The sequence below is a fragment of the Salinimonas lutimaris genome, from assembly GCF_005222225.1.
In the GTDB taxonomy this organism is placed as follows: domain Bacteria; phylum Pseudomonadota; class Gammaproteobacteria; order Enterobacterales; family Alteromonadaceae; genus Alteromonas; species Alteromonas lutimaris.
In genome coordinates this window covers 3,881,565-3,905,697 of record NZ_CP036536.1, presented here as the reverse complement: position 1 = coordinate 3,905,697, position 24,133 = coordinate 3,881,565, and the positions used below count along the sequence as shown (strand labels likewise).

Here is a 24,133-nt window from a genome sequence, read left to right as displayed (position 1 = left end):
ATACTTTTGTCGAAAAAGAAAAGGTAAAGCGAATGAGTGTGCTGGCGAAAACCGAAGATCTGGAAGCGTTTATCAGCGTGGTGGATACCGGAAGCTTTTCTGCGGCGGCCAACTTAATGGACTATCAGGTCGCCCGGGTGTCACGGTCTGTGTCAAGGCTGGAGGCCGCCTTAAACTGTACATTACTGAACCGCACTACCCGCCGGCTGGAACTGACCGAGGAAGGGCAGTTATTCATTCAGTATGCCCGCGAAGGGCTTAACACGCTGGAAAAAGGCGAAGAAGCGCTCAGGCTGCTGAAAAACCGGCCGGCAGGACGGCTGCGCATTGATGCGGCCAGTCCGTTTGTATTTCATCAGCTCACTGAGCACATCAGCCAGTTTACCCAGGCCTACCCGGATATTACGCTGGATTTAACCTCGCACGACAGCATCATTGACCTGCTGGAGTACAAAACGGATATCGCTATTCGTATCGGCGATATGGAAGACTCCAACCTGCATGCGCGCACGCTGGGGCGCAGCAAACTGCATCTGGTAGCCGCCCCGGACTATCTGGAACGCGCCCCCGAACTGCCTGACATCAACGCCTTGCAGCATCATCGCCTGATTGGGTTTACCGATGCGCCAAAGCTGAACCACTGGCCGCTGGGAACACCAGCAAAACTGCATTTTGCAATCACCGCCAGCAGTGGTGAAACAGTGCGTCAGCTGGCGGTTGCCGGGCAGGGGATCGCTCTGTTATCCAACTTTATGTGCAGGGCCGATATTGACAGTGGCAGGCTGGTAGAGGTGCTGCCCGGTGCGGTAAACAGCCCTAACCGGCGAGAGGCAGTCAATGCCGTGTACTACAGAAATAGTGCCGTATCGTCGCGGATTATGGCGTTTCTTGATTTTATTCAGCCACGCCTGAAGCTGTAACTGAGCTTGAACTAATCAGGCAGGGTAGACACTGTCCATACTCTCAGATATGATAATCCATATATGTGAAATTTCATATCTGAGGATTTATGTCACCACTCGCGTTTTATAAATGCCTGGCCGACGACACCAGGCTGAAAGCTCTCTTGCTGCTGGTCAGCCACAGCGAACTGTGTGTCTGTGACTTCACCGATGCCCTACAACTTAGTCAGCCCAAAATTTCCCGCCACCTGGCCGATTTGCGCAAATGCGATCTGGTGCTGGGCGAACGGCGGGGAAAATGGGTGTATTACCAGCTGCATCCGGCCCTGCCTGACTGGGCCCGGCAGGTGCTTACGCTGACCCACGACAACAATCCTGACTATCTTACCGAGGCGCAGAGCAATCTGGCTGCTGCCTCTTGTGCTACCTGTTAAGTATGAGGCTGTTATGAAAATCCTGTTTATTTGTACCCACAACCGGTGTCGCAGCATTTTAAGCGAAGCCATTATTAACCAGCGTTGTCACGGGCTGGTAGAAGCACGTTCGGCCGGTAGCGCGCCGGCCGGTGAAGTACACCCGGCGACGCTGCAATACCTGGCCGAAGCTGGTTATGCCACTGATGGCTTACAAAGCCAGAGCTGGGATGACTTTGAAAACTTTCAGCCACAAATGGTGGTGACTGTGTGTGATGCGGCGGCCGGTGAAGCCTGCCCATTGTATTTTTCGCGCACGCTGAAGGTTCACTGGGGCCTGCAGGACCCGTCCAAAATTGAGGACGAAGGAGCCCGGGCAGAGGCCTTTGCTCAGGTGATAGCAACCATCGAAGAGCGTGCTGATGCGCTTAAACGACTGGCTGAAGCAGGAATGGAAGGCGATGCACTGCGGGTGGCCATGCGCGAGCTAGGCGCACAGTAGCTTCTCAGCAGATTTACACTTAGTTATTTTCAGGACATATTGTTATGGGTTTTTTTGAGCGCTACCTATCCCTGTGGGTTGCGATTTGTATTGTAGTGGGTGTGGCGGCAGGTAGCCTGGCACCCGATGCTTTTGCTGCTATTGCCAGCCTTGAAGTGGCGCATGTCAACCTGGTGGTGGCGGTGCTTATCTGGCTGATGATTTACCCGATCATGATTCAGGTGGATTTCAGCGCGTTAAAGGATGTGGGTAAAAAGCCCAAAGGTCTGGCGTTGACCCTGATGATTAACTGGCTTATCAAGCCATTTTCTATGGCGCTGCTGGGCTGGTTGTTTTTCAAAGGTATTTTTGCCCCCTGGGTCGACCCGCAAACCGCCACAGAATACATCGCCGGTATGATTCTGCTGGGTGTCGCGCCCTGTACCGCGATGGTATTTATCTGGAGTCAGCTGACTAAAGGAGATGCCAATTACACACTGGTGCAGGTGTCGGTTAACGATGTCATTATGATCTTTGCGTTTGCTCCGCTGGCGGGCTTGCTGCTGGGTGTTTCTGATATTACGGTGCCATGGGATACTTTGATGTTATCAGTGGTGCTGTATGTGATTTTGCCGCTGGTCGCCGGGTATGTCACCCGTAAAAGCCTGCTTAAAAAAGGCCCTGCGGCGGTTGAGCGGGTTGTGAACTGGTTTAAGCCTTTTTCGATGATTGGACTGCTGGCGACCCTGGTTTTACTGTTCAGCTTTCAGGCCACCACCATTTTGGAAAAACCGCAAAGTATTGTGCTTATCGCCATCCCGCTGCTGATTCAGACCTATGGTATTTTTGCTATTGCCTATTGGCTGGCCAAGCGCATGAAACTACCGCATAACGTAGCTGCGCCAGCGTGTATGATCGGCACCTCAAATTTCTTTGAACTGGCTGTGGCGGTAGCCATTTCGCTGTTCGGCCTGCACTCAGGTGCGGCGCTGGCCACCGTGGTTGGGGTGCTGGTAGAAGTACCGGTCATGTTGTCTCTGGTATGGTTTGCCAACCGCACCCGTCACTGGTTCGACTAATAGCCCCGGGGCCGCAGTTTGCCCCGGCGCCAGAATGAAGCGCCCTCGTAGGGGGCTTCATCTTCTACTTCAAAGGTTTTATCGGCAATGATTCTGCCGTCCAGCTCCAGCGTCATTCGCCACGGCCCGGTTTTATTGCTGAGTGGTTCCCACAGCGTATCGCCAAGATAAAAGTCCCAGTCGTTATTACCCACGTATTCCTCGCCTTCAAAAGGCGGCATAACCTCACCATGCTCATCAGGAATATCCGGATGATAAATACAGTAAATCAGGCGGGCATTTTTGGCCCGTTTAATATTGACGATGTAGCCGAACTCAATGCCCAGCTCGGCCGGAATCTGAGTCGTGAATTTGTCAATTTTCGGCAGGCTTTTGGCCTCCGCATCCCAGTTGCGGTAAATTCCGTGGCTGAGCATCTCTACCACTGGCTTATGTTTGGGCACAGGCTGGTTCCGGCAAGAAAAACCGGCATTGTAGCAAAAACGCCGGGCTGGCGAAGCAGCCCGGACGCCATTAATTTACCCAGCGGTCGGTCACTTCAATCACCCGCTTAGCATAGGCAGTGGCGGTATCCAAATCGCCCTGACAAGGCGCTTCATCCACCGATGCATCTGCCGGAGACTGGGCCATCAGTCCGGCAAAGCCACCGATATAATTAACATCATTACGATCAGCATCTTTAGTATTGGCCGGTTTCATGCCCATGTTTGCCCAGATCATACCGTGCTGGGCTGACAACGTGATGAAGTAGTGCATGGTGGAGTGCTTATCCCCATTCATAGAGCCTGAATTGGTAAATCCGCCTGCGACCTTGTTGCGCCATTTATCTTCAAACCAGCGCTTGGATGAAGCGTCGGCAAACTTTTTAAACTGCCAGGACGCCATGCCCATGTAGGTGGGCGAACCAAAAACAATTGCATTGGCCGCATCCAGCGCCGCCCATTGCTCGTCAGTAATATCGCCGTTCTGATCAATCTCAATCAGTGTTGCGCCTACATTGCTGTGGCCGTCCAGCTCAGCGTGGAATGCTTCTGCCAGTTTTTTGGTGTGACCATACCCACTGTGAAACACGGTTGCTATTTTCATAATGACTCCATGATTTAAGTGTCTTGATGGCTACGTTGGGCGGGTCGGTTTGGTGCTGTTTGGGTATCAAAATTTATACTACTTAAGTATTATTTTTACGCTAAAGGCTATACGTTGTGCTATATAAGTTTTGCTCTATGTTTAATCGTGAAATGACTCCAGGCACGGATGCTTGATGCAATGACAGCGGTCCATTGCCTGCCAACCATGGATGAAAAGAAATGAAAATACTCCCCTTTGCCATGACTGCTCTGGCCTTGCTGGTCAGTGGTTGCAGCAGCGATGATGATGCAACTAATCAGGCACCTTCTGTCACACTGCAAAATGCTTATACCGGCCCTGAAAATACCGATGTGACGATTACTGCTGATGCCACCGATACCGATGGCAGCATAGCCGGCTATCAGTGGGAAGTGACCGGTGGCGATGCGCAGATTGTCTCTGGTGAAGACAGTAGCGCGGTCACTCTTTCACTACCCGCGGTCGATGCGGATGCACAGGTGAGTCTGAGCCTGACGGTCAGCGACAATGACGGGGCCAGCGCGACTACCACTACGGTGGTCGATGTACGGCAGGTAGAACCGGTTATTGAAGATATTGATGCAGTGTCAGCGGCCGAAAAAACAACGGTGACCCTGACCGCAGATGCCAGCGTGACCAGCGGTGCTATCAGCACTTATCAATGGACGCAAACCAGCGGTCCGCAGGCGCAGCTATCTGGTGAAGACGCTTCTGCATTAACGATTACCCTGCCTGAGGTCAGTAGCGAGCAGACCGCCACATTCGACGTGACAGCAACTGATGATGATGGTGATGAAGTGACCACCACCGCCAGTGTGACCATTACCCAGACAACCATGTCGCTGGCCATTAGCGGACTGGCCACAGACTCACCTCTGCAAAATGCGGAGATCACCGTGATGCTTAACGGTGAAGATTATATGGATGGCATTGTGACCGATGCGCAGGGTAATTTTACCTTTAATCTTGTTGTAGATGATTCAATGGGCGATGCCTTTGTGTCTATCCGGGCAAAAGGCACGGGTGAGCAGGCCGCGGCAGGACTGATTTCCCTGCTGGCCAGCTTTGACTCACTGGTACAAGACAGCGGGGATGATGGTGAGCTAAGTGGGGAAGATAATCCGGCCACCACGGTGTCTAATATCACGACGGCTAAGTATGCCTTACTGAAAAAAGTAGCCGAAGACGGGCAAAGTGTATTTGATGAAAAGACGGTGGAAACCCTGGGTGAGCAGGTGAATCCGGCGGAAGTGATTACACTGGCCACTGCGATCAAGGTAGCGATTGATAAAGCCAATTCGGCGCAGACCACATTACCGGATGATGTACCTGATACCCTGGCCCTGATAGAAGATGAAGAAGCTACTCAGGCGTTTGTGGAAGAGGTGAAAGCAACGCCAGAGTTTGCTGATGCGCAGGAAGAAATCTTTGATGACCCCACGCTATTTGCCGCACAGGCAGACTTTGGCGATGAATTTGTATTTTATACTTTGCCTGAAAGCGATCTTCATGCTTATGCAACCGTGATGCACTTTTTTGCTGATGGTAGCGGGCAGGATGAGGTGCCATTTACCTGGATGCAGGACGGCAGTTCGCTGGTACTGACGTATGATGGCTCGGCTTCCAGCTCATTTTACCCCAGTGTAGATGGACAGCAGGTGCTGGCCACGACGGTGCCGGTGAGTAAAACCCTGACTCTGATTAGCCAAAACGGCAATACCCTGGACTTCAAGCAAACGTATACCTACGAGCAACAGTATCCCGAAAACCCGGAGCTGGATACTGAGTCTTATACCGATACCTGGCTGACATCAGTAAAAACCGCCACATCTGCCATTGAGCTGACAGCGCCGGCCACAGTGTATATCGGCATACCAACGGTCAATCGTGATCCTATTGTGCTGCAGGATGATGAGCAGGCACGGGCGGTCAGTCAGTATGAAAAATTTGAGCTGGCCGCCAACGGTTCGGCGCAGGCAATACTCAGCGGACAAACCGTTAACTGGGCGCTGAATGAAGGCGTGCTGACCATCAGCGGGCTGGAACTAAGCGCGCAGGATTCTGCACAGTTTACCGTAAAGCAGGTAGCGCAGCGTAAGGGGGCCGATATATTACATACCGCCCATGTTGATGCGCTGGGACAGCCACTGTATGACTATGACAAGACTGTTTTTGGCTTTCTGGGCACTGTGAGTGCGGCCTGGACAAACGACAATGTGGCGGGCATTTACGGCTACGATACCGTACTGGGTGAGTCGGAGCTGGATAATTTCTGGTTTGAGTTAAAAGACGATGGCCGTGCCTACACGGTATCCACCTTTGATGAAAACAGCGATGGGGTATTGCAGGAGTCTGAAGTGTATGTCACTTCCGGCGGCTGGCTGATTAATGGTGACGGGCACCTGGAAATCACCCGGCTGAGAAATTCCGAGACCAAGAATAGCGATCTTTCCTGCTTTGTGGAGTCAGCTTCCTGTGGGTTATATCATCGCCGCACCTGGGAGTTACTGGCACTAGAGGATGATGTACTGACACTCGCCCATACTCACGATTTCAAGTTATACAGCTTTTACGATTATGAGAACCCGCAGCCGGATATGGTCGATAAAGACATTCGCCTGCTACGAAAAAATATCGACGTGCCGTATGACATCTCGTCTATTATCGGGCAGTAAGTCATAATACAAAAAAAGCCGCGCTGTGATAATTTCATCAGCGCGGCTTTTGCTATTTGTCGCCAGGGATTATTTTGATTTGCCCTGATTGGCCACAGAATCCATCATTTTTTTGATTTCATCTGCATCACCAAGATATTCTTTTTTGATTGGCTTCAGGTTTTCGTCCAGGTCATAAACCAGAGGTACGCCGGTTGGAATGTTCAGCTCCAGTACTTCTTCTTCGCTCATACCGTCCAGATATTTCACAAGCGCACGTAAACTATTCCCGTGTGCGGCAATAACCACACGCTTACCATTTTGAATGCTCGGACGAATAACGTCGTGCCAGTAGGGCAATACACGCTCAATAGTCAGCGCCAGGCTTTCTGCGCGAGGCAGAATTGAGGCATCAACATTGGCGTAACGGCGGTCATGTCCCGGAAAGTGCTCTGAATCATCAGCAACTGCCGGCGGCGGTACATCAAAGCTGCGACGCCAGATTTTGACCTGCTCATCACCGTGTTTTGCTGCCGTTTCTGCTTTATCCAGACCCGTCAGCGCCCCGTAGTGACGCTCGTTCAGACGCCAGTGGCGCTCTACCGGCAGGTAGTGCTGGCCCATTTCTTCAAGTGCCAGATTAAGGGTTTTGATTGCACGCAACAGGACTGACGTATAGGCAAGATCAAATTCGAATCCGGCATCCTGCAGCAGTTTACCGGCATTTTTCGCCTGGGCTACGCCCGTGTCTGTCAGGTCAACGTCGTGCCAACCAGTGAAACGGTTTTCCAGGTTCCATTGGCTTTCACCGTGGCGGATAAGTACCAGTTTATACATATAAAATTACCTTTAAGGCTAGTGACTTAGAAAATCAGAAATAAATCGAAGGCTGTAACAGCCAGAACATTTATTGGATTGCCGTCTATCATCTATTATCAGACTGTAAAAATCCAGCCTCTGCTGAGGTGATACAACCAGCTTAGCCGGTTTGGCTAATCTGGCATAACTAATGCTACTTTCCACCTGAAATGATTTAGCATGACGCGTAGCCATTTTATTAGATGCGGCGGAATCCGCAGCACCGTGCTAACAGCGCAGGCATAATTAAACCACTTAAGGAGCTGTATTATGTGTTTCAGACTGAATGTCGCAAAATCTAAAAAAGCGAATGTCGCGCCAATTGCCGTGAAAACTGATGCTGAAGGGCCTAAAAAATACCGTTATCGCGCTCGTGGTACCCGTACAACCACCATGATTAACAAAGCAAAGCGAGTCAGCCACTAAACCTGGCTAAATGCAGCGCGTAAACAGTCGATAGCCGCCTGGGTTTTGCCCGGAATACTTTGATGCCGGGGGAAAACGGCATGCACACTATAAGAGGGCAGGGTCCACTGAGGCATCAGATGAACCAGTTTGCCACTGGCTATTTGCTGCCGGACTTCCGGCTCAGGCAGTACCGCATAGCCAAGCCCGTCGCAGGTTAGCTGAATCAGTCCCTGCATGGAGTTAACCAGCATGACCGAAGCCGGCAATACACTTTTTTCACCGGCGGTGCTGCTTAATGTCATAGTCTGAAATTGCTCGTGCGCCAGATGTTCATGCTGCGCCAGCTCATCTACGGTGGTGACCGCCGCAGCCGGATGCTCAGCAGCCACACACAGCACCCTGTCCCAGGAAGCCAGATGCTCACAATGCAGATTGGTGTCCTGACTGTCATACAAACTGATTGCCAAATCAGCCCCTGATGAAATCACATCATCCGGATAGTCGGTGAGTTCCAGCGATACCTTTATGCGCGGAAATTCGGCCAGCAGTTGTTTTAACGGATGGCTGAGTAAACCGCCGCCAAAACCCACCGGCGCAGTGATTCGCAGTTCACCAGACGGGGTTTGCTGCAACTGTTCTATTTCAAGATGTGCCTGTCTGGCTTCATCAAGCATTTTTACCGCACTGCGATAATAAATCCGGCCAGCTTCGGTCAGACTGAGATGCCGGGTATTGCGGTTAAGCAAGTTTAAGCCGATATCGGTTTCCAGTTTGCGCAACTGCTGGCTGATAGCCGAGACAGTCATATGCAGAGATTTGGCTGCAATACTCATATTGCCCGCATCGGCAACTTTCACAAACACATTAAGTGAGCGGAGCAATTTCATATTCATAGCTGTTGGGAATCCTTTTATGCACATTGACCGGTAGATTTTCGACAATGAGACATTCTTAAATGGTAACAATTCTCATTTTGGTTTATTGTATCGTACACAGAACAAGCCTAATCGTGAATGGTAAGGGCTGTCGATATTGACTCGCCTAACGCGGGCATATGCGGGATAAACCTATTGGTAATGGGGTGAGGGTGATATAAAACCACCGGATTACCTGAAGATTTGTAGGACGCCAGAAATAATGACATTGAAAAAAACCATGTTTGCGGGGCTGGGAATCTCATTCCTGAGCGCTTTTTCCACCATAGCCAGTGCCGATGAGGTAAAAATCACTTTACCGCAGTTAAATGTGGCTGAGTACCATGCGCCATACGTGGCGGTGTGGCTGGCCGACAGTCGCAAAAAGCGGGTTGAGGATATTGCAGTCTGGTACGACGTGGATATGAAAGATGATGAGGGCGAGAAGTGGCTTAAAGATCTGCGGCTTTGGTGGCGTCGTTCCGGACGTACCCTGGATATGCCGGTAGATGGCGTCAGTGGTGCCACACGCCGTCCCGGTGAATACACCATCGACTTACATAATAGTCTGAGTGCGCAGCCGGCGGGTGACTACATTTTGTATGTTGAAGCAGCCCGTGAGCTGGGTGGCCGCGAAGTACTGGAGATCCCGATCTCCCTGCCGGTCACCACACCGCTGTCGCAAACGGCTAATGGCGAAAATGAACTGGAATCAATTGAACTTACACTGGAGCCTAAATAATGAAAAAACACCTACTGATTGGTTTAAGTGCGGCGGCTTTGCTGGCTGCCAGCCCGCTGGCCTCTGCTCACCGTATGTGGATTAAACCGACTACCACAGTGGTGTCGGGTGAAAATGAATGGATCAGCTTTGATGGCGCGATTGCCAACGGCATTTTTACGCCGGATCATTACGCCATGCCGCTGGATTTGCTCACGGCCACCTCACCCTCCGGCAAAACCGTGCAGTTGCAGCATCAGCAGCGTCTTAAATACCGCAGTGTGTTTGACCTTGAGCTTACTGAAAAAGGCACCTACAAAGTCGCCTCAGCGTCCAATACCCTGATGGCGCGCTGGACAGATGACAACGGTGAGCGTCACATGTGGCCGGGTCGTGGTAAAACCGGCACGCTGGAAGAATTCAAACAACAGGTGCCTGCCAATGCCGATGTGGCCCAGACTTCTCGTAAAATAGAAGTGTTTGTGACAGCCGGAGCGCCAACGGACTCAGTGCTGAAAAACACCGGCGAAGGCCTGGAAATGGTGGCACATACTCACCCTAACGATGCCTACACCGGTGAAGACATCACCTTTGGCTTTACCATTGACGGTGAAAAAGCGGTGGGTGCCAGTGTGGTGGTTGTCAAAGAAGGCGAAAAATATCGCGACAATAACGACGATATGAAACTGACTACCGATGAGCAGGGCAACATTACTCTGAATGTGGATGAGCCGGGCATGTACTGGCTGGAAGCGGAATACGAAGATAGCAAAGCTAAAGCGCCAGCTTCTAAGCGTATGGGAACGTATATCACGACTATCGAGGTACTACCTCTGTAACCAGTGATAAACTCAGACAAGAAAAAACGCCGCGAACTGACCTGTCAGTCGCGGCGTTTCTGGTTTTGCTTTGTGGCTATTCGTTGGTATCACTGCCTGCTGTTGGGTCATTGCCGGACGTACGCCGGGCGATGGCTTCTAAAAAAGGCGCTTTAAAACGATCGAAGTCCTCTATCTGGGGCAGGTGGCCGAGCCCTTTTAATTCAGTAACCCGTATCTTGTCGTTTCGCACTTTTACTTGCTGTCCAAGTCTGTCATAGCGTCCCAGTTCCCGCTTATTATCGGCTTTTTGCTGGTCAGCACCGGGCGCAGTACGATCCCGGGTGCCCAGAATCAGGCTGACCGGCATGGTAAGGTACTGCATATCCTCAATCACCGGCTGGGTAAAAATCATGTCATAGGTCAGCGCGCTGACCTTAGCCAGAATCGGCCAGTCGGGGCCCTGCACCCAGCCGATAAGCGGTTCTGCAAAACTGGCGTAGTCGCTGTTCCACTGCCCATCGTAATACCGTTTTTGCTGATAACTGATAATATCCTGCGCTGATTTTTTCAGCTCACTACGATAAAAATTGTTGATGTCGCGATAATGCTCATACACCAGATAGTTTTCCAGCCCAATCGGATTGACTAATACCAGTCGGGTGGCAACATCGTCATACAACAGGGCAAAGCGGGTTGCCAGCATGCCGCCCATGGAATGACCCACCACAATGGTTTTCACAATATTGAGCTTATCCATCAACGCTTTGGTGTTGCTGGCCAGCGCCGCAAAGCTGTACTGATAGTCGGTGGGTTTGGAAGATTTTCCAAATCCAACCTGATCAGGCATAAGCACGCCATAACCCTGGTCATGCAGCCAGGTAGCCGTGTTCTGCCAGTACGCGCCGTTAAAGTTCTTGCCATGCAGCAGGGTTACTACCGGAAAACCTTTTTCTGGCGGCAGATACATATAGGCCATTTCCAGGTCATGACCCTGTGACGAAAACCGAAACGTGCGCACATCAAATGGATAGGATACACCGGTCAGCCGGGCGTCATACTGTATCGTCGCAAAGTCATCAGCTGTGAGGGGCTGGCGGGCCTGACTGGTCAGGGTGAACAGCATCAGGACAACGGCCAGAAAAAGGGAGGTTTTCATGTGTGGCTCCTGCAACAGTGAGTGAGCGGGCAGACCCAAACCGGTCCTGTCCGTGGGGTGAGTAATGCAAGGCTCTACTGTGGCTGGTTTTTACCCTGCTGGCAACTGGTCCAGACTGTAATTAATACATTCTAACCACCGACAAATATTGCTAAGGTAAAGGTATGACCCGTTTCTTTGTCGGATTATCCTTCACTTATGAAAACACGCTGGTGTTCCCCGTTTTACGTTATTGTTATAGCCGTTTTTTGTATCGCTGTCAGTGCCTGCTCGACTACCCCCGTATCCGATATTGTTTCTGCTGAATATGGCCCGAAACAGTTTGACGGGCCCGGGATGACCGCCATAGTGGTAGCCTATGAGCCTGAGATGAAAGGTATTTTAGGTCGTATTCAGGCGGATGAAGGTGCCAGCATTGAACAGGTGGTGCAGTTTAAAGGCATTACCTATCGGATTGGTCAGTATCATGACGAGCCGGTACTGATTTTTGCCACCGGCATGAGCATTGCCAATGCGGCCATGTCGATGCAGATGGCGTTTGATTATTTTCCGGTGAAACAGGTGGTGTATATGGGCATTGCCGGGGCGGTAAATCCTAAGTGGCAGCCTGGTGATGTGATCGTGCCTGAGCGCTGGTATTACCATGATGAAAGCGTGTATGCGAATCCGGATCCTGACCGTGAAGGCGAATACCTGGTTCCTGAATACTATGCGAAATTTATGCAAGAGCAGCCTGCCCGTAAGTCTGTCGATTTTCACCGTCCTGACTATAAACCCTTTGGTTTTATTCACCCGGATGAAGTGCTGATTATCAAACAAGGGATGAATGCCCCGCAGGACACGCCCTATTTTTCTGCTTCACAGCCATTGCTGAGCGCTGCACGGCGCGCTTTTGAAAATATGCCGGCACAGCCAGTGCTGGATAAGCGCAATGCTACGCTCAGTGTGGGCGGCAATGGCGTGACCGGTTCGGTTTTTCTGGATAACCGGGAGTACCGTAAATGGACCCGGGATGTGTTTAATGCAGAGGTCACCGAAATGGAATCGGCGGCGGTTGGGCAGGTTTGCACCATTAATGACATCGACTGGATGATTATCCGTGCGGTCAGTGATCTGGCCGGTGGCCAGGAAGGCATGAATGTTGAGCATATTTATGACGAGGCAGTGTCACGCATCGGTGCCAACGCCTTATTTGCGGTGCTTGATGAACTGGCCCGCCGCTAAGTAAACAAAAACCACAGCAGGTGCGTACCTAAGCGCACCTGATAACTGTCGGACTGACTTTGATGCAAAACGATTATCACACCTATAACCCGGCTGACGGGCACGGCCTGAGCCATGATCCGTTTAATGCCATTATCGCACCGCGGCCGATCGGCTGGATTTCAAGCCAGGACAACCACGGCATTGTGAATCTGGCACCCTATAGTTTTTTTAATGCGTTTAACTACACCCCGCCTATTATAGGTTTTGCCAGTGTGGGCGCCAAAGACAGCCTGCATAATATTGAGCAAACCGGTGAATTTTGCTGGAATCTGGTCAGTGAGGCGTTGCTTGAGCCAATGAACCAAAGCGCTGCCATGGTCGAACCGGGCGTGGATGAATTTGAGCTGGCGGGGTTGCCAAAAGGTCAGAGCCGGGAGGTGGCGGTGCCGCATGTGGCAAACAGTCCGGCCATTATGGAGTGCCGCAAAACCCAGATTGTGCGTCTGACCGATCATCTGGGCGAGCCAACCGACACCTGGATGGTGTTTGGGCAGGTGGTCGCAGTGCATATCCGAAAAGACACGATCAAGGACGGGATTTACCAGACCACCGCTGCCAATCCGGTGTTACGTGGTGGTGGTCCGGGGGACTATTTCACCATTGATGATTCGCTAAAACAGTTTCTGGCCAGACCGTAAGGCCAATGATGGCAGCGGGCCTGGCGCCCGCTCAGGGTTATAAAGGCGGAATCGGGCCGCGCCGGTTTTTAGTTGGTTTGTGGATAGTGCGCACGATATCAATGCCGCGGGTGGCCATACGCACCTCAACCAGAAACAGCACCAGAGCACAAATCAAAAACAACATGGCCAGTACAAACAGCAGAATAATCGGGATTTTCAGGTCAATGACCAGCAACGAGCCGGCAAACAACGCACCGATCACCAGACAAATCATCAGACCGGCGGCCACACAAAATCCAATAGCCCAGTTGGCAGCCCTGACCCGGCTCCATAGTACAATAATTTCCTGTTTAGATCGTTCCACCAGTTCCGGGTCGGCCAGAGTCTGAATACGCCGCTCCGATACCCTGACCCGGTCGGAAATACGGCCAAGACGGCCTGACATGACACTTAAAAAGCCAGCTACACCGGTTAATAAAAACACCGGGGCAACAGAAAACTCAATGAGCTGAGATAAGCTGGGTATCAAGGTATCCACGTAGTCCTACTCTCTTAATTGCATATGCTGTAAATAAACTGCTCTGATTTATGCAAATCATTCGCCGCTCTGACAAAAAGGCATGATCTTATTGGTTGATACGTAACCAGTAGCGAAAGGTTTAAGGAAAAAGCTATGTAAATGAGAGGGTTGAAGTTTTTTTAATTTGCCTGTTCGTACAGGTTTTTGATGGCAGTGGCGATCCGAAGCAGGGATATATCCGAAAAACAACGAATAACCTGTTGCTGTTCATCATCACCGGCATAACCCAACAGCCGGGTTACGGAGATGCGATGATTTCGACAATACAGCCGGATTTCGCGACCTGCGATTTGAATGCAGAGGCCGATAGGCGCATAGTAAAGTATTGTCCTTACTCTTTTTATCACATGTGGTGTTGTACTGAACTTACCTGCAGTCGTGCCAGCCATAAGCATGTCACCCTTCGTGTTTATGGCTGGAAAGATTAAACAAGGTAAATATCATGAAGAAGATCGTTGTGGTCGGCGGTGGCGCCGGAGGACTGGAACTGGTGACCCGCCTGAGCCGCTCTTTAGGCAAACGCAAAGAAGCCGAAATCATTCTGGTCGACAAGGCCCGTACTCATGTCTGGAAGCCCCTGCTGCACGAAGTGGCTGCCGGTGTGATTGATAAAAACTCTGATGGTGTGGATTACCGGATGCACGCGGTACGTAATCATTATCAGTTTCAGCTTGGCGCAATGCGGCACATCGACCGTGACAATAAAGAGATTATTCTGGCGCCGTTATTTGATGACAATCATCAGCAAATCCTGCCTGAACGAACTTTAAGCTATGATTATCTGGTGCTGGCTATGGGCAGCGTCTGTAATGACTTTGGCACGCCCGGTGTCAAAGATAACTGCTTTACCCTGGACTCCCTGCATCAGGCCGAATGTTTTCACAAAGCCCTGCTTAATCAGCTGTTGAAAATAACCCAGTCGGCAGTGGACAAAAGCGTGCTACAGGTGGGGATTGTAGGGGCCGGGGCAACCGGCACCGAGCTGGCTGCACAGCTGCACCACGTGGCTAATCTGGCCAGAGCTTACGGTATGCCGGAAATGTCCTCAGAACGATTAAAAGTAACGATCATAGAGGCCGGCCCGCGGGTTTTACCGGCGCTGCCTGAGCGAATTGCTATGTCAGCGAAAAAAGCGCTACTTAAGCTGGGCATTACCGTGCGCGAGGGCACCAAGGTGTCGGAAGCGACCGAAAAAGGCTTTATGACCAGCGAAGGTGAGCTGATTGAAGCCGATTTGATGGTCTGGTCAGCGGGGGTGAAAGCGCCGGACTTTCTGGTGGAAATGGATGTGTTTGAAACCAACCGGGCTAACCAGATTCTGGTGACGCCTGAACTGCGCAGCACCGTGGATAACGATATTTTTGTGATTGGTGACAGCTGCGGTTTTCAGCAAAAAGACGGCTCCTGGGTGCCACCGCGGGCACAGTCTGCCCACCAAATGGCCAGTACCGCAGCAAACAATATTAAAGCCCTGTTTGAAGGGAAAAAACTGGAGCCCTACACCTATAAAGATTACGGCTCGCTGGTGCATCTGAGCAAATACAGTACCGTTGGTAGCCTGATGGGCGCATTATCCAACGGCAGCATGTTTGTGGAGGGCCGGCTGGCTAAGCTGGTCTATGTGTCACTGTACAACAATCATCAGTTTGCGGTGCACGGCTGGTTCAAAGGTATTCTGACCCTGTTTAGTCGCAAGGTCAGCAATATTGTCGGGCCTAAGTTCAAACTGCACTGAGTCATCGCTAGTGGCATCAGGGGTGTGCCGCATTCCTGATGCCGGTGTCACGTAGTGTTATTGAGGTGCAGTGTTATTGAGGGGTCAGACAGGTCCCTTGTTTATCCCGCGCCGGGTAGATGTCATTCAAAGTCCGGTTGAGTGCCTGCCACTGACTGGCCATGGTATCGGCCTGCTGCGGGGTTAACACCGCGCCAAACCGCGCGATTCTGCGTTCTTCTACCAGGGTGTAATGAAATGCGGTTAAACTGGTATCTCCCTGTAATTCATAAGCCTCGGTCATGTGACTGACATTTTTGTCACTGTCATCAATAAACACAATGGCCTGAAAGGTCTGTCCGGCTTTATCCAGCAGTGTTTGTAGCATATGCCCTTTATGTTGCCCCGAGGTCATCATGATACCGTTCAGGTAGGTGTACGGCCGGGCATCCGCACCGTTTATCATCAGTTGTGTATTGTCGGCGGTGGTTAACGGGGTTTTAGTGAAATCCATACCGGCCCGGGCCAGTTCGCGCTCGGTAGCGGCGCGGGTAGATGGCGAGCGGGCGGTCAGTGCAACAACATGATTGCCCTGTTGCTGCCAGCGAGCCAGCCATTGTGGTGTGCCCGGTTCAATCAGCTGTTGTGGCGCCAACTCGTATAAAAGTCCGATGGCATCAGCATACAGACAATTCACCTGCTGATCAGGGTGCGGCTTGACAGACAGCTTGCCGGCCTGCCACTGATACCAGATATCACTGCCCAGATCGCTGGTGCTGGTCAGCAATGTGTTATCGATATCAGTCACAATCAGCACTTTGTCGGCGCCGTAACGGGCATTCAGCTGACCGATATGTGTGCTGATATCGGAAAAACTGGTGACGTCAGTATCACTGACAACCACCGGCGGGACGGATGTTGTTGTGGTGCAGCCAGTTACCAGCATAGCGGTAACCAGTATAGTGCCGAGCAGGGTTTTGTTCATGATTTTACCTGGCAAGATTTACGTGCCAGCACTCTAGCAAATGTTGCCTGACTGAAGAAATAATTTATCCGCTGAACAGGATTTGAGCAGAGTTGTGCTGGTTTTATCGCCAAGTTATCGAAAAACGACGACTAGCGGGTGATTGAATTTAGTGCAACGTCCATATACTACTACTGTAGTCATCAATTAAGTCTTGATATGAGCAAGTGGATATTACTGTTTAGTCTGATCATGCTATCGCCGTCACAGGTGACCGGGCAGGTCGCGGCTGACGCTCATGACAAGCGGATGACCCTGGTTCAGATTGCTTCTGTCGGGGATGTTGCCACAGACACGTTGGGTGACAGCGACCTTGACGGAAACACGGTGGCTGCGACCCTGTCGGTAACCGGGCTGCACACTGTCAGCGAACCAGCCTTTGTCTCTATTGCCTGTTTGCCCGTCCGGTATCAGGCTGGTCCACAAATCCGCGCTCCTCCTTTTGCTTTGTTTGCCTGATCTTACCCGTGGCGCCTGGCGTCATAACGACAAACAAAATTTAAGGAGATGCTATTATGCACTCGCTTCCTCTATATAAAACCGAACAAGTAGACAAACTGGCCTGGCCTCAGGCTCAACTGGCCGTCACCCTGCATTCTCCGGCACTGGAAGTCATGACAGACTTCGCAGTACGTGAGCCGATTGTGATTGATGACGATACACCGGCAGTGGAGCTGGAACGTCTGATGAAACAGTCACATGTTAAAATGAAACTGGTGCTGGATAAAAACGAGCAGTTTGTCGGCATTGTTACTCTGACCGATTTAAGTGCCCAGCACATTATGCAAAAAGTCTCTGAGGGTCGAAGCAGAGAAGAGCTGTCGGCCCGCGACTTCATGCAACCTAAAACCACCCTGCATAGTTTTGATTACGAGCAGCTAAGTCGTGCCAAAGTGGGTGACGTGGTAGAAACCCTGAAAAACAATGGTCATCATCATTGTTTGGTAACCGACCGCGAGAGCCATGAAATCCGTGGAGTGATCAGCGTCAGTGATATTGCCCGGATTTTGCGCCTGCCTTTGGATATTCAACAACAGCCTACCTTCGCTGAACTGTCAAAATTACTGGCAGCATAATGACGCTGCGGGAGGGCTTCCCGCAGGTTGCAAAAGTGTTTCATGAAATTGTGGAACACTTTCTGCAACATAAATTTTGCAATTTTGCAAAAATCAGAAGGAGATTTGGTCATGACAATGGCAAACAATCCGCCTGCTGTAGTAATGAAGGCGTTTACCTGGGCATATCAGGAACTGGGGCTGACACGCCGTGAAGCCGCTCAGATACTGGGAATCAGCGAACAGGCACTGGACACCACCTCACTGGTGGGGTTTGATGTAAACTCTGATGAGAGCGAAGTGCAGGTCGCATTTATTCGTATGTATCATTTACTTTATGCATTGTCAGATGGGGATACTGACCTGATGCTGGACTGGTTCACCCGGCAGAATCCGCATCTGGATACCGTACCTAAAACAACCTGTACCAATCTGGCGGGAATTTCCTACATCAGCGACTATCTGCACAGTAACTACGGTGACAAACCGCTGGGTAATCTGCCTTTCATGGCGTCTCATCAGGCGGAGCACAATGAGCCACAAGCTGTCGTCAGGTAACCAGTAACCTCAACCCTATCATCACTTTACAGTGATTATCACTCTATAATGAAAATCCCGGAGCAAAGGACTTGCCCCATCCAAACTGTGTTATTTGCGCTGATTCAATCAGTGAGAAAATGCATCCGGATAGGTTACAGAGCCACTGGGATAGCGATTATTAAACGATAACGCCAGAAAATACCCTTCAGGAATACCCGCATACGTTAGTGCGCTGACATGACGAAAGCCAAACCGCGTGTAATACGCCGGATCACCTACCAGAACGCAGCCTGCCGCCCCGGCATCACGCAACTGGGAAAGCGTACTTGCAATCAGTTTTGACCCGCCACCCTGACCCTGAAAATCGGGCACCACAGAAACCGGACCAATTCCAAACCAGTTTTTTGCGCCGCACGACAGTTTAACACTACTCACCGCAATGTGGCCCACCATACAGCCGTCCTGCTCGGCCACACGGGATAAATGAAGGTCACCTTTCTCACGTAGCAAGTCGACCAGAAAATGCTCTTTAGTGCTGGTGTGTGGTGCCTCTCGAAATGCGCTTTTTACAATTTCGCGAATCTCTGAGATATCTTCAGGCTGTTCGGGACGAATAGTCAAAATCATAAAGGTTTACACAATGTCCTTATAGTCGTGTGTTCGGGTTTATGCCGACAACGAGCCCACCGGGTCTTCATCGCCGGTGTACGCGGTTAGCTGGATGTAGTGGGCAGCAGACAAATAGGTCTGGGCAATCCACGCTTTCAGGGTCGCCATGTCATCGGGTCGGGCGCCCAGCCAGATAGCCGGACTGCCGCCAGCTGGTGCGTGCTGCTGTAATGCCGCCAGCAAACTGGAATCAGGTTGATTAACCCAGATAATCTGCACATTAGGCGGCTTACTGAAAACAATATTTTCACTCATTCCCGGACAATGCAGAATAACCGTGCCGTAGCTGGCCGGATTCAGGGTTTCCAGGTGATGAGCAATAGCCGGAATGGCATCCGCTTCTCCGGCCAGCAGCACCTCGTCGGCTTCGGCTGCCAGCCGGGGGCCAGGCCAGGGTCCTTTGATATGAATGCTCTCACCCAGCTGAACAGTTTGCGCCCAACGTCGGGCAGGGCCGTAAGAGCGGCCCGGCCAGGTAACAATATCAATGGTCAGCAGCAGCATTTGCGGATCGCAAAAGCGCACTGTAAACGGCCGCTCTATCACATCGTCCTGACATGTGACCGTGTTAGTGACGGGGTTACCCTGTTTATCAAACAGTAACTGAATATGACTACCGGAATGCAGCGCAGGCAGCTTACGTATGGCGGCACCACCCAGGGTAATCCGGCGAATATGTTCGCCGGCCTGAGAAATTTTCTGTACCGTCAGACTGACGCTGTGAGCAGTCTCACTGCTCACATCCTGAGAAAAAAGGCGTTTAATTTGTTGCCATGTGGTCACTTTTGCGCTGCCTGTCAGAATGAATGATATTCTGACTATGCGAGAATCGAACCACTTCGGCCAATTGTTACTCGGGGTTAATGTTTTGCGCTTCTTCCCATGCCTGCTGGTCGTTTCGCTTATCCACTTTATGCTGATCTTCACTGCGACCCTGGCGCCAGTAACTACTGATATAAATAGACTCGTGCGCTAAGTTCCATTGCTGACGAAATAATTTACGCAGTTGCCTCATATCAGAAAATTCGCATGCAGCCCACGCACAGACAGGGCTGTCGGGTAGTGAAATCTGACCCACAGTGTCGCTGAGAGTCGACACAGTATCAGTTTCAGCATGCCAGATGATATCAATACCGGCGGGCTTAGCCAGTGTTTGCTGGTCTTTAACATGCGGAATACTGATCACCACCTGACCGCTGGCACTGTCCGGCAATGCTTCAAGATGGCTGGCAATGGCAGGCAGAGCAGTAATATCTCCGGCCATCACAATATAGCTATCTGGTTCAGTAATGCCTTTTGTTGTACCCGGGCCGCCAACCAGAATCTGATCACCCGGCTGGGCATGTTCTGCCCAGTGTGATGCCGGACCCGACTCACTGCTATGGCCATGCAGTGCCATATCCAGCGTCAGTGTCAGCGAAGCTCGCTCGAAATGACGAACGGTATAGGTGCGCAACTGCACGTCGTTCAGGCTTTGTGGCGCAACAGTGGCAGGCTGGTTGTCAAAATCAAACATCAGTTTGACATAGGCGCCGGGCGCAACCTCTGGAAAGTCCTTAAGCTCATCACCTGTAAGTACAATGCGCTGCATGGAAGGGGTAAGACGACGGATACTGGAAACGGTCAGTAATCTGGGTTTTTTAGCTGGAGCTGGCATACATCCTCAACAACCGGTTAAATACAGAGGACAAATATTAATGAGAATTATTTTCAAATAAAGTGAATGTTTTAGGACAAAACAAGCACAATTAAGCGATTTGTTCGAACAAAAAAAAACCGGAGCAAAAACTCCGGTCAATGAATTGGAATACACATGGTTACTGAAATCAATAGAGCTATCGGAATCAGTAAGTAAACAATAGCGCTAAATACGTGGTATTGCTGCATAAGTGTTAATAAAAAGTATGGAATGAAATACCTAAAAAAATTGGGAAAAAGGGCACTATTAGACTTAATGATAAACGGATCAGATTACTGCCACAGGACCAGCCGGACCGGCGTGTTGTTGATTCAGTGCTATTATAATAAAAGTGTCAGCCTGACGGGTCAGGCCACATACAGAGCAGTTTTTATGACTTTACATGATAACGACCATTTTTCTGTTGAACGCGCGGTGCAGGAGCTTCCGGAACTGGCAGAATTTTCAATGCTGCTGGGTGCGGTGCGTCGTTACCTGGGCATGCAGGTTGCGTTTACCTCACGGTTCACCGGTACCGAGCGGGTGGTCGAACTGGTTGATAAAAGCGCACATGCAAGCTGGTGCGATCTGAAAGCCGGCGATGCCAACCCGCTTGACGAGTCATACTGCTTCAAAATTGTTGGCGGGAAACTGCCCAATGTTATTGCCGACTGTCAGCAACATCCGGTGACCGGTGAAATGGCTGTGACCAGAGCGCTGTCTATCGGGGCTTATGTGGGTGTACCTATCGTGATGGGGGACGGCGAAATCTACGGCACGCTGTGTTGTTTTGATAATCAGCCACAAGGTGATGTCAGCGAGCGGGACATCGAATTTTTAAGTACTATTGCCGCCTACATCGGTAAAATTCTGGCTAAGCGCTGTGTGCAGCGCCACCGGATAGACATGCTGACCAAACAAGTGCAGTCGGTGATTGATGATAAAAAAATTGAGGTGGTATTTCAGCCGATCTTTGGTAAGGAAAGTCATTCCTACGAATATTACGAGGTGCTGGCACGATTTAATACAGAGCCTTACCGTCCGCCAAATGAATGGATAAGCGATGCAGATGAATGTGGTCTGGGGCTGGAAATTGAAAGTGCTATTATTAACCGGGTGGTGGAATGCCTGGCGCTGGCCAATGCCAGTGGCGTAAAACTGAACACCTCGATTAATGTCAGCCCGCGCATGATGGAAAGTGGTTTATTGCCCGAACTGCTTCAACACGTCAACAGCCAGCAGGTCAGAATTGAGCTGACTGAACATGTCCGGATAAAAGATTATGAGCAATTTCGTACTCACCTGGAGCCACTGGTTAAACAGGGCTTCAAGATCTGTATTGATGATGTGGGTGCTGGCTTTGCCAGCTTAAAACATATACTGGAAATCGAACCGGATGTGATTAAGCTGGATCTGAGTCTGGCGGCGCAGATTCACGAAGATCCGAAACGCCAGGCCCTGGTCACCGGGCTACTGGCTTTTGCCCGTAGTTTTAACTGCGAAGTGGTGGCTGAAGGGGTCGAAACCCTGGATGAATACCGAGCGCTGCAAAAACTGGGTGTGACCTTTTTTCAGGGCTGGTACTTCTCCCGACCAGTCGCCTTTGAAAGTCTGCCTGACACCGTATGTGAACACTAACTCTGATTGAGGCCTCTCCTTGGCAAGGTGGATTGGTAATCAGTACAGGTCTTTGGCACAATATCCCCACAGGGACTCGTCAACAGTGTTGTAATATGCGCCAGTTTTTTCTATGTATTGTTTCGCTATTGCTGCTCAATGCCTGCAGTAAACAGCCGGACTATGCCTTTATGCAGGATAATTTCAAAGATAATCGGGCTACTTTCGCCATGATTGCGGCGGTGGCCTGTGAAGTCGGCCGGCAGAGCGGACAGGATAAGCTGACTATATCTTCGGCCACTGAAAAAAGTGAAGCAGTACTGGAGCTGGCTCAGACCGTGGATGTTGAGTCCATCCGCTATACCGACGAAGCCGGGCGCTGCAATTTGGCGATGCCGGTCTACGATAGCCGCCAGGGCGACATAAAAGAGCGCTTTATGTATCGCTATAATCTGGCCACTCCGGCTCGGTACCAGCGCCGCCAACACAGCTATGAAAAAGTTACCCATGAGGTTGAAAGTGGCGTCAGACCACAAATTGCGTTTGACATGAAGCTGACCAAGCGCTGGTTTTTTTCGTTTCTGTATGCCCGGCAGCGACATTAGCGCTGCCAGTACATAATCCCCGCGAGCAATATGGTCAGACAGCCTGCCAGCGCAAAGGGCAAATTCATTTGCTGGGCATACAGCACCGCTGACAGTGGCGGCCCGACAATATAGCCCATTGCCGGGGTGGCGGTCAGCAGGCCGGTCACCTGAGTCTGCCTTTCTGGTGCACAGCGGGTGGTGGCCACCGCGGCGAGCGCCGGATAACCCATTCCCATCCCCACACCCAAAAATACCATCGCGGTATACAGCAGTGACATACTGTGGTGCAGGTACAGCATCCAGTACGCGATGCTCAGGCACACAAAGGCCAGCCAGATCAGCGTTGGCGGAGACAGCCAGCGCCGTTGTACCACAGTAAACTGCACCAGTAGCGAGAATACGGCGCTTATCATCATGGCGAACCCGGTAAACCGGGCGGCTTCAACCGGACTTGCCTGATGTACATCCATCATAAAAAAGCTCAGGCTCTGCTGCATCATGGCGATGCACACAAAGACAATAGCGCATCCGCCAATCAGCCAGGCAGTATTGGATTTTAGCACCGCCACGTCGGCAGGGGGGCCGGCCGCAGGGGGCTGCGGCGAGGCTGGCTGATATTCGGGCAGTCGCCACCACACCATTGCCATGGCCAGTATGGTGAGTCCGAGTACACTGTACATGGGTGTGAGCAGCCCAAAACCGACCAGCGCTCCGGCAAATGGCGGGCCCAGTATCTGGCCCAGATTATTCGCCGAGGTGACCTTACTGATAGCCGCTGCCCGGGTCTCGGGAGTGCTGGTGGCGACGACATAGCCTACGGCGGCAGGCGGCGTGGCTGACATCACAGAGGATTGCAGACTGCGGGTGGTCAGCAGGGCGATCAATAACGCTGTGCTACTGAGTAAACCGGCTAACCCGGCCGACCATACCAGCGCGAAGGCCAGCGTACCCAGGGTATAACCGGCAAGTCCGGTCAAAAGCGTGTTTCTAAAGCCCCGGCGACGGATAATCCGGCTCCAGATATTGGTGCCCACAGCAAAAACCAGTGCCGAGCTGGACATGAGTATTGCTACCGCCAGTTCACTCAATCCGGCTTCGCGCCCCAGCGACGGCACCGTGGTGATAAAAACACTCTGGCCAATGGCGGTGGCTAGCAGCGCGCAGAATAAAAGTCCGTAAATCATCAGTTAGCTGTGAAATAGCGTTCAGGTCAGATCCGGCATTCTAGCATGTCCGGGAGTCTGGCCGTGGGCCAGATAAAAAAACTCC

General features: G+C 51.2%; 28 protein-coding genes. 16 read left to right on the top strand and 12 right to left on the bottom strand.

Going from position 1 to position 24,133, the window contains the following annotated elements; translation table 11 throughout:
• The first annotated feature begins 32 nt into the window (after positions 1 to 32).
• From EZV72_RS17295 to arsB, 4 genes are all read left to right on the top strand, one after another.
• Positions 33 to 920, top strand: a complete 888-nt coding sequence (locus EZV72_RS17295) for a LysR substrate-binding domain-containing protein (protein ID WP_137168408.1) — start codon at positions 33 to 35, stop codon at positions 918 to 920.
• An 89-nt stretch (positions 921 to 1,009) separates the two neighbouring features.
• Positions 1,010 to 1,336, top strand: a complete 327-nt coding sequence (locus EZV72_RS17290; protein ID WP_137168407.1) for a metalloregulator ArsR/SmtB family transcription factor — start codon at positions 1,010 to 1,012, stop codon at positions 1,334 to 1,336.
• A gap of 13 nt (positions 1,337 to 1,349) precedes the next feature.
• Complete coding sequence (locus tag EZV72_RS17285; RefSeq protein WP_137168406.1) at positions 1,350 to 1,817, top strand: arsenate reductase ArsC; 468 nt, start codon at positions 1,350 to 1,352, stop codon at positions 1,815 to 1,817.
• Between the two features lie 44 nt (positions 1,818 to 1,861).
• Positions 1,862 to 2,875 (top strand): ACR3 family arsenite efflux transporter, encoded by a 1,014-nt coding sequence (arsB, locus tag EZV72_RS17280; RefSeq protein ID WP_137168405.1) that lies wholly within the window; start codon positions 1,862 to 1,864, stop codon positions 2,873 to 2,875.
• Here the strand turns inward: arsB and EZV72_RS17275 are convergent.
• Positions 2,872 to 3,318: a DUF3859 domain-containing protein gene (locus tag EZV72_RS17275; RefSeq protein WP_217495168.1), complete on the bottom strand. Its 447-nt coding sequence runs from the start codon at positions 3,316 to 3,318 to the stop codon at positions 2,872 to 2,874. The two genes, arsB and EZV72_RS17275, sit on opposite strands and share 4 nt — an antisense overlap.
• A gap of 70 nt (positions 3,319 to 3,388) precedes the next feature.
• Positions 3,389 to 3,961 (bottom strand): flavodoxin family protein, encoded by a 573-nt coding sequence (locus EZV72_RS17270; RefSeq protein WP_175405160.1) that lies wholly within the window; start codon positions 3,959 to 3,961, stop codon positions 3,389 to 3,391.
• 221 nt (positions 3,962 to 4,182) lie between these two features.
• On the opposite strand from EZV72_RS17270, the gene EZV72_RS17265 reads away from it, so the two are divergent.
• Positions 4,183 to 6,657: a PKD domain-containing protein gene (locus EZV72_RS17265; RefSeq protein WP_137168403.1), complete on the top strand. Its 2,475-nt coding sequence runs from the start codon at positions 4,183 to 4,185 to the stop codon at positions 6,655 to 6,657.
• Positions 6,658 to 6,726: 69 nt separating this feature from the next.
• Here the strand turns inward: EZV72_RS17265 and gpmA are convergent, their stop codons facing one another.
• A complete protein-coding gene (gene gpmA, locus EZV72_RS17260; protein ID WP_137168402.1) occupies positions 6,727 to 7,473 on the bottom strand; it encodes a 2,3-diphosphoglycerate-dependent phosphoglycerate mutase in 747 nt (248 codons plus the stop codon).
• A 291-nt stretch (positions 7,474 to 7,764) separates the two neighbouring features.
• On the opposite strand from gpmA, the gene EZV72_RS18495 reads away from it, so the two are divergent.
• Positions 7,765 to 7,920, top strand: a complete 156-nt coding sequence (locus EZV72_RS18495) for a hypothetical protein (protein ID WP_175405159.1) — start codon at positions 7,765 to 7,767, stop codon at positions 7,918 to 7,920.
• Here EZV72_RS18495 and EZV72_RS17255 read toward each other — a convergent pair.
• Positions 7,917 to 8,795: a LysR family transcriptional regulator gene (locus EZV72_RS17255; RefSeq protein WP_137168401.1), complete on the bottom strand. Its 879-nt coding sequence runs from the start codon at positions 8,793 to 8,795 to the stop codon at positions 7,917 to 7,919. The two genes, EZV72_RS18495 and EZV72_RS17255, sit on opposite strands and share 4 nt — an antisense overlap.
• 244 nt (positions 8,796 to 9,039) lie before the next feature.
• Here EZV72_RS17255 and EZV72_RS17250 point away from each other — a divergent pair, with 244 nt between their 5' ends.
• Complete coding sequence (locus tag EZV72_RS17250) at positions 9,040 to 9,558, top strand: DUF2271 domain-containing protein (protein WP_137168400.1); 519 nt, start codon at positions 9,040 to 9,042, stop codon at positions 9,556 to 9,558.
• Positions 9,558 to 10,376, top strand: a complete 819-nt coding sequence (locus EZV72_RS17245; RefSeq protein ID WP_137168399.1) for a DUF4198 domain-containing protein — start codon at positions 9,558 to 9,560, stop codon at positions 10,374 to 10,376. Before EZV72_RS17250 ends, EZV72_RS17245 begins: the two co-directional genes overlap by 1 nt.
• 76 nt (positions 10,377 to 10,452) lie before the next feature.
• On the opposite strand, the gene EZV72_RS17240 is transcribed toward EZV72_RS17245, so the two are convergent.
• Positions 10,453 to 11,514, bottom strand: a complete 1,062-nt coding sequence (locus EZV72_RS17240) for an alpha/beta fold hydrolase (protein WP_137168398.1) — start codon at positions 11,512 to 11,514, stop codon at positions 10,453 to 10,455.
• Between the two features lie 198 nt (positions 11,515 to 11,712).
• On the opposite strand from EZV72_RS17240, the gene EZV72_RS17235 reads away from it, so the two are divergent.
• Positions 11,713 to 12,738 (top strand): 5'-methylthioadenosine/S-adenosylhomocysteine nucleosidase family protein, encoded by a 1,026-nt coding sequence (locus EZV72_RS17235; protein ID WP_137168397.1) that lies wholly within the window; start codon positions 11,713 to 11,715, stop codon positions 12,736 to 12,738.
• A gap of 62 nt (positions 12,739 to 12,800) precedes the next feature.
• A complete protein-coding gene (locus EZV72_RS17230) occupies positions 12,801 to 13,418 on the top strand; it encodes a flavin reductase family protein (RefSeq protein WP_137168396.1) in 618 nt (205 codons plus the stop codon).
• A 37-nt stretch (positions 13,419 to 13,455) separates the two neighbouring features.
• Here EZV72_RS17230 and EZV72_RS17225 read toward each other — a convergent pair whose 3' ends face one another.
• Positions 13,456 to 13,938, bottom strand: a complete 483-nt coding sequence (locus EZV72_RS17225; RefSeq protein ID WP_137168395.1) for a DUF2721 domain-containing protein — start codon at positions 13,936 to 13,938, stop codon at positions 13,456 to 13,458.
• Positions 13,939 to 14,099: 161 nt separating this feature from the next.
• On the bottom strand, positions 14,100 to 14,369 hold the full coding sequence (locus EZV72_RS17220) for a hypothetical protein (RefSeq protein WP_137168394.1): 270 nt from the start codon (positions 14,367 to 14,369) through the stop codon (positions 14,100 to 14,102).
• A 53-nt stretch (positions 14,370 to 14,422) separates the two neighbouring features.
• Between EZV72_RS17220 and EZV72_RS17215 the strand changes: the two genes are divergently transcribed.
• On the top strand, positions 14,423 to 15,715 hold the full coding sequence (locus EZV72_RS17215) for an NAD(P)/FAD-dependent oxidoreductase (RefSeq protein ID WP_137168393.1): 1,293 nt from the start codon (positions 14,423 to 14,425) through the stop codon (positions 15,713 to 15,715).
• A gap of 73 nt (positions 15,716 to 15,788) precedes the next feature.
• Here EZV72_RS17215 and EZV72_RS17210 read toward each other — a convergent pair whose 3' ends face one another.
• Positions 15,789 to 16,679: a DUF2608 domain-containing protein gene (locus EZV72_RS17210; RefSeq protein WP_217495167.1), complete on the bottom strand. Its 891-nt coding sequence runs from the start codon at positions 16,677 to 16,679 to the stop codon at positions 15,789 to 15,791.
• 198 nt (positions 16,680 to 16,877) lie between these two features.
• On the opposite strand from EZV72_RS17210, the gene EZV72_RS17205 reads away from it, so the two are divergent.
• The 3 genes from EZV72_RS17205 (at position 16,878) to EZV72_RS17195 (ending at position 18,331) form a co-directional block, all read left to right on the top strand.
• Positions 16,878 to 17,177 carry a hypothetical protein gene (locus EZV72_RS17205; RefSeq protein WP_137168392.1) on the top strand — a complete coding sequence of 100 codons (300 nt, stop codon included), beginning with the start codon at positions 16,878 to 16,880 and terminating at the stop codon, positions 17,175 to 17,177.
• Between the two features lie 56 nt (positions 17,178 to 17,233).
• The gene (locus EZV72_RS17200; RefSeq protein WP_137168391.1) at positions 17,234 to 17,794 is read left to right on the top strand and encodes a CBS domain-containing protein; all 561 of its coding nucleotides are present in this window, start codon (positions 17,234 to 17,236) and stop codon (positions 17,792 to 17,794) included.
• Between the two features lie 111 nt (positions 17,795 to 17,905).
• Positions 17,906 to 18,331 carry a hypothetical protein gene (locus EZV72_RS17195; protein WP_137168390.1) on the top strand — a complete coding sequence of 142 codons (426 nt, stop codon included), beginning with the start codon at positions 17,906 to 17,908 and terminating at the stop codon, positions 18,329 to 18,331.
• Positions 18,332 to 18,439: 108 nt separating this feature from the next.
• Here the strand turns inward: EZV72_RS17195 and EZV72_RS17190 are convergent, their stop codons facing one another.
• From EZV72_RS17190 to EZV72_RS17180, 3 genes are all read right to left on the bottom strand, one after another.
• Positions 18,440 to 18,940 carry a GNAT family N-acetyltransferase gene (locus tag EZV72_RS17190; RefSeq protein WP_137168389.1) on the bottom strand — a complete coding sequence of 167 codons (501 nt, stop codon included), beginning with the start codon at positions 18,938 to 18,940 and terminating at the stop codon, positions 18,440 to 18,442.
• Positions 18,941 to 18,979: 39 nt separating this feature from the next.
• Entirely contained in the window at positions 18,980 to 19,765 is a 786-nt protein-coding gene (locus EZV72_RS17185; protein WP_137168388.1) for a siderophore-interacting protein, read from the bottom strand.
• A gap of 67 nt (positions 19,766 to 19,832) precedes the next feature.
• Positions 19,833 to 20,639, bottom strand: a complete 807-nt coding sequence (locus tag EZV72_RS17180) for a siderophore-interacting protein (RefSeq protein WP_137168387.1) — start codon at positions 20,637 to 20,639, stop codon at positions 19,833 to 19,835.
• Between the two features lie 414 nt (positions 20,640 to 21,053).
• On the opposite strand from EZV72_RS17180, the gene EZV72_RS17175 reads away from it, so the two are divergent.
• Complete coding sequence (locus EZV72_RS17175; RefSeq protein ID WP_175405158.1) at positions 21,054 to 22,298, top strand: sensor domain-containing phosphodiesterase; 1,245 nt, start codon at positions 21,054 to 21,056, stop codon at positions 22,296 to 22,298.
• A gap of 95 nt (positions 22,299 to 22,393) precedes the next feature.
• A complete protein-coding gene (locus tag EZV72_RS17170; protein ID WP_137168385.1) occupies positions 22,394 to 22,882 on the top strand; it encodes a hypothetical protein in 489 nt (162 codons plus the stop codon).
• On the opposite strand, the gene EZV72_RS17165 is transcribed toward EZV72_RS17170, so the two are convergent.
• Complete coding sequence (locus EZV72_RS17165; protein ID WP_137168384.1) at positions 22,879 to 24,048, bottom strand: MFS transporter; 1,170 nt, start codon at positions 24,046 to 24,048, stop codon at positions 22,879 to 22,881. The two genes, EZV72_RS17170 and EZV72_RS17165, sit on opposite strands and share 4 nt — an antisense overlap.
• Positions 24,049 to 24,133 lie beyond the last annotated feature (85 nt).

Bases quoted from the DNA above. Each gene is read 5' to 3' on its own strand.
- EZV72_RS17295 (WP_137168408.1), top strand. From the start codon at position 33: ATGAGTGTGCTGGCGAAAACCGAAGATCTGGAAGCGTTTATCAGCGTG.
- EZV72_RS17290 (WP_137168407.1), top strand. From the start codon at position 1,010: ATGTCACCACTCGCGTTTTATAAATGCCTGGCCGACGACACCAGGCTG.
- EZV72_RS17285 (WP_137168406.1), top strand. From the start codon at position 1,350: ATGAAAATCCTGTTTATTTGTACCCACAACCGGTGTCGCAGCATTTTA.
- arsB (WP_137168405.1), top strand. From the start codon at position 1,862: ATGGGTTTTTTTGAGCGCTACCTATCCCTGTGGGTTGCGATTTGTATT.
- EZV72_RS17270 (WP_175405160.1), bottom strand. From the start codon at position 3,961: ATGAAAATAGCAACCGTGTTTCACAGTGGGTATGGTCACACCAAAAAA.
- EZV72_RS17265 (WP_137168403.1), top strand. From the start codon at position 4,183: ATGAAAATACTCCCCTTTGCCATGACTGCTCTGGCCTTGCTGGTCAGT.
- gpmA (WP_137168402.1), bottom strand. From the start codon at position 7,473: ATGTATAAACTGGTACTTATCCGCCACGGTGAAAGCCAATGGAACCTG.
- EZV72_RS18495 (WP_175405159.1), top strand. From the start codon at position 7,765: ATGTGTTTCAGACTGAATGTCGCAAAATCTAAAAAAGCGAATGTCGCG.
- EZV72_RS17255 (WP_137168401.1), bottom strand. From the start codon at position 8,795: ATGAATATGAAATTGCTCCGCTCACTTAATGTGTTTGTGAAAGTTGCC.
- EZV72_RS17250 (WP_137168400.1), top strand. From the start codon at position 9,040: ATGACATTGAAAAAAACCATGTTTGCGGGGCTGGGAATCTCATTCCTG.
- EZV72_RS17245 (WP_137168399.1), top strand. From the start codon at position 9,558: ATGAAAAAACACCTACTGATTGGTTTAAGTGCGGCGGCTTTGCTGGCT.
- EZV72_RS17240 (WP_137168398.1), bottom strand. From the start codon at position 11,514: ATGAAAACCTCCCTTTTTCTGGCCGTTGTCCTGATGCTGTTCACCCTG.
- EZV72_RS17235 (WP_137168397.1), top strand. From the start codon at position 11,713: ATGAAAACACGCTGGTGTTCCCCGTTTTACGTTATTGTTATAGCCGTT.
- EZV72_RS17230 (WP_137168396.1), top strand. From the start codon at position 12,801: ATGCAAAACGATTATCACACCTATAACCCGGCTGACGGGCACGGCCTG.
- EZV72_RS17220 (WP_137168394.1), bottom strand. From the start codon at position 14,369: ATGGCTGGCACGACTGCAGGTAAGTTCAGTACAACACCACATGTGATA.
- EZV72_RS17215 (WP_137168393.1), top strand. From the start codon at position 14,423: ATGAAGAAGATCGTTGTGGTCGGCGGTGGCGCCGGAGGACTGGAACTG.
- EZV72_RS17210 (WP_217495167.1), bottom strand. From the start codon at position 16,679: ATGAACAAAACCCTGCTCGGCACTATACTGGTTACCGCTATGCTGGTA.
- EZV72_RS17205 (WP_137168392.1), top strand. From the start codon at position 16,878: ATGAGCAAGTGGATATTACTGTTTAGTCTGATCATGCTATCGCCGTCA.
- EZV72_RS17200 (WP_137168391.1), top strand. From the start codon at position 17,234: ATGCACTCGCTTCCTCTATATAAAACCGAACAAGTAGACAAACTGGCC.
- EZV72_RS17195 (WP_137168390.1), top strand. From the start codon at position 17,906: ATGACAATGGCAAACAATCCGCCTGCTGTAGTAATGAAGGCGTTTACC.
- EZV72_RS17190 (WP_137168389.1), bottom strand. From the start codon at position 18,940: ATGATTTTGACTATTCGTCCCGAACAGCCTGAAGATATCTCAGAGATT.
- EZV72_RS17180 (WP_137168387.1), bottom strand. From the start codon at position 20,639: ATGCCAGCTCCAGCTAAAAAACCCAGATTACTGACCGTTTCCAGTATC.
- EZV72_RS17175 (WP_175405158.1), top strand. From the start codon at position 21,054: ATGACTTTACATGATAACGACCATTTTTCTGTTGAACGCGCGGTGCAG.
- EZV72_RS17170 (WP_137168385.1), top strand. From the start codon at position 22,394: ATGCGCCAGTTTTTTCTATGTATTGTTTCGCTATTGCTGCTCAATGCC.
- EZV72_RS17165 (WP_137168384.1), bottom strand. From the start codon at position 24,048: ATGATTTACGGACTTTTATTCTGCGCGCTGCTAGCCACCGCCATTGGC.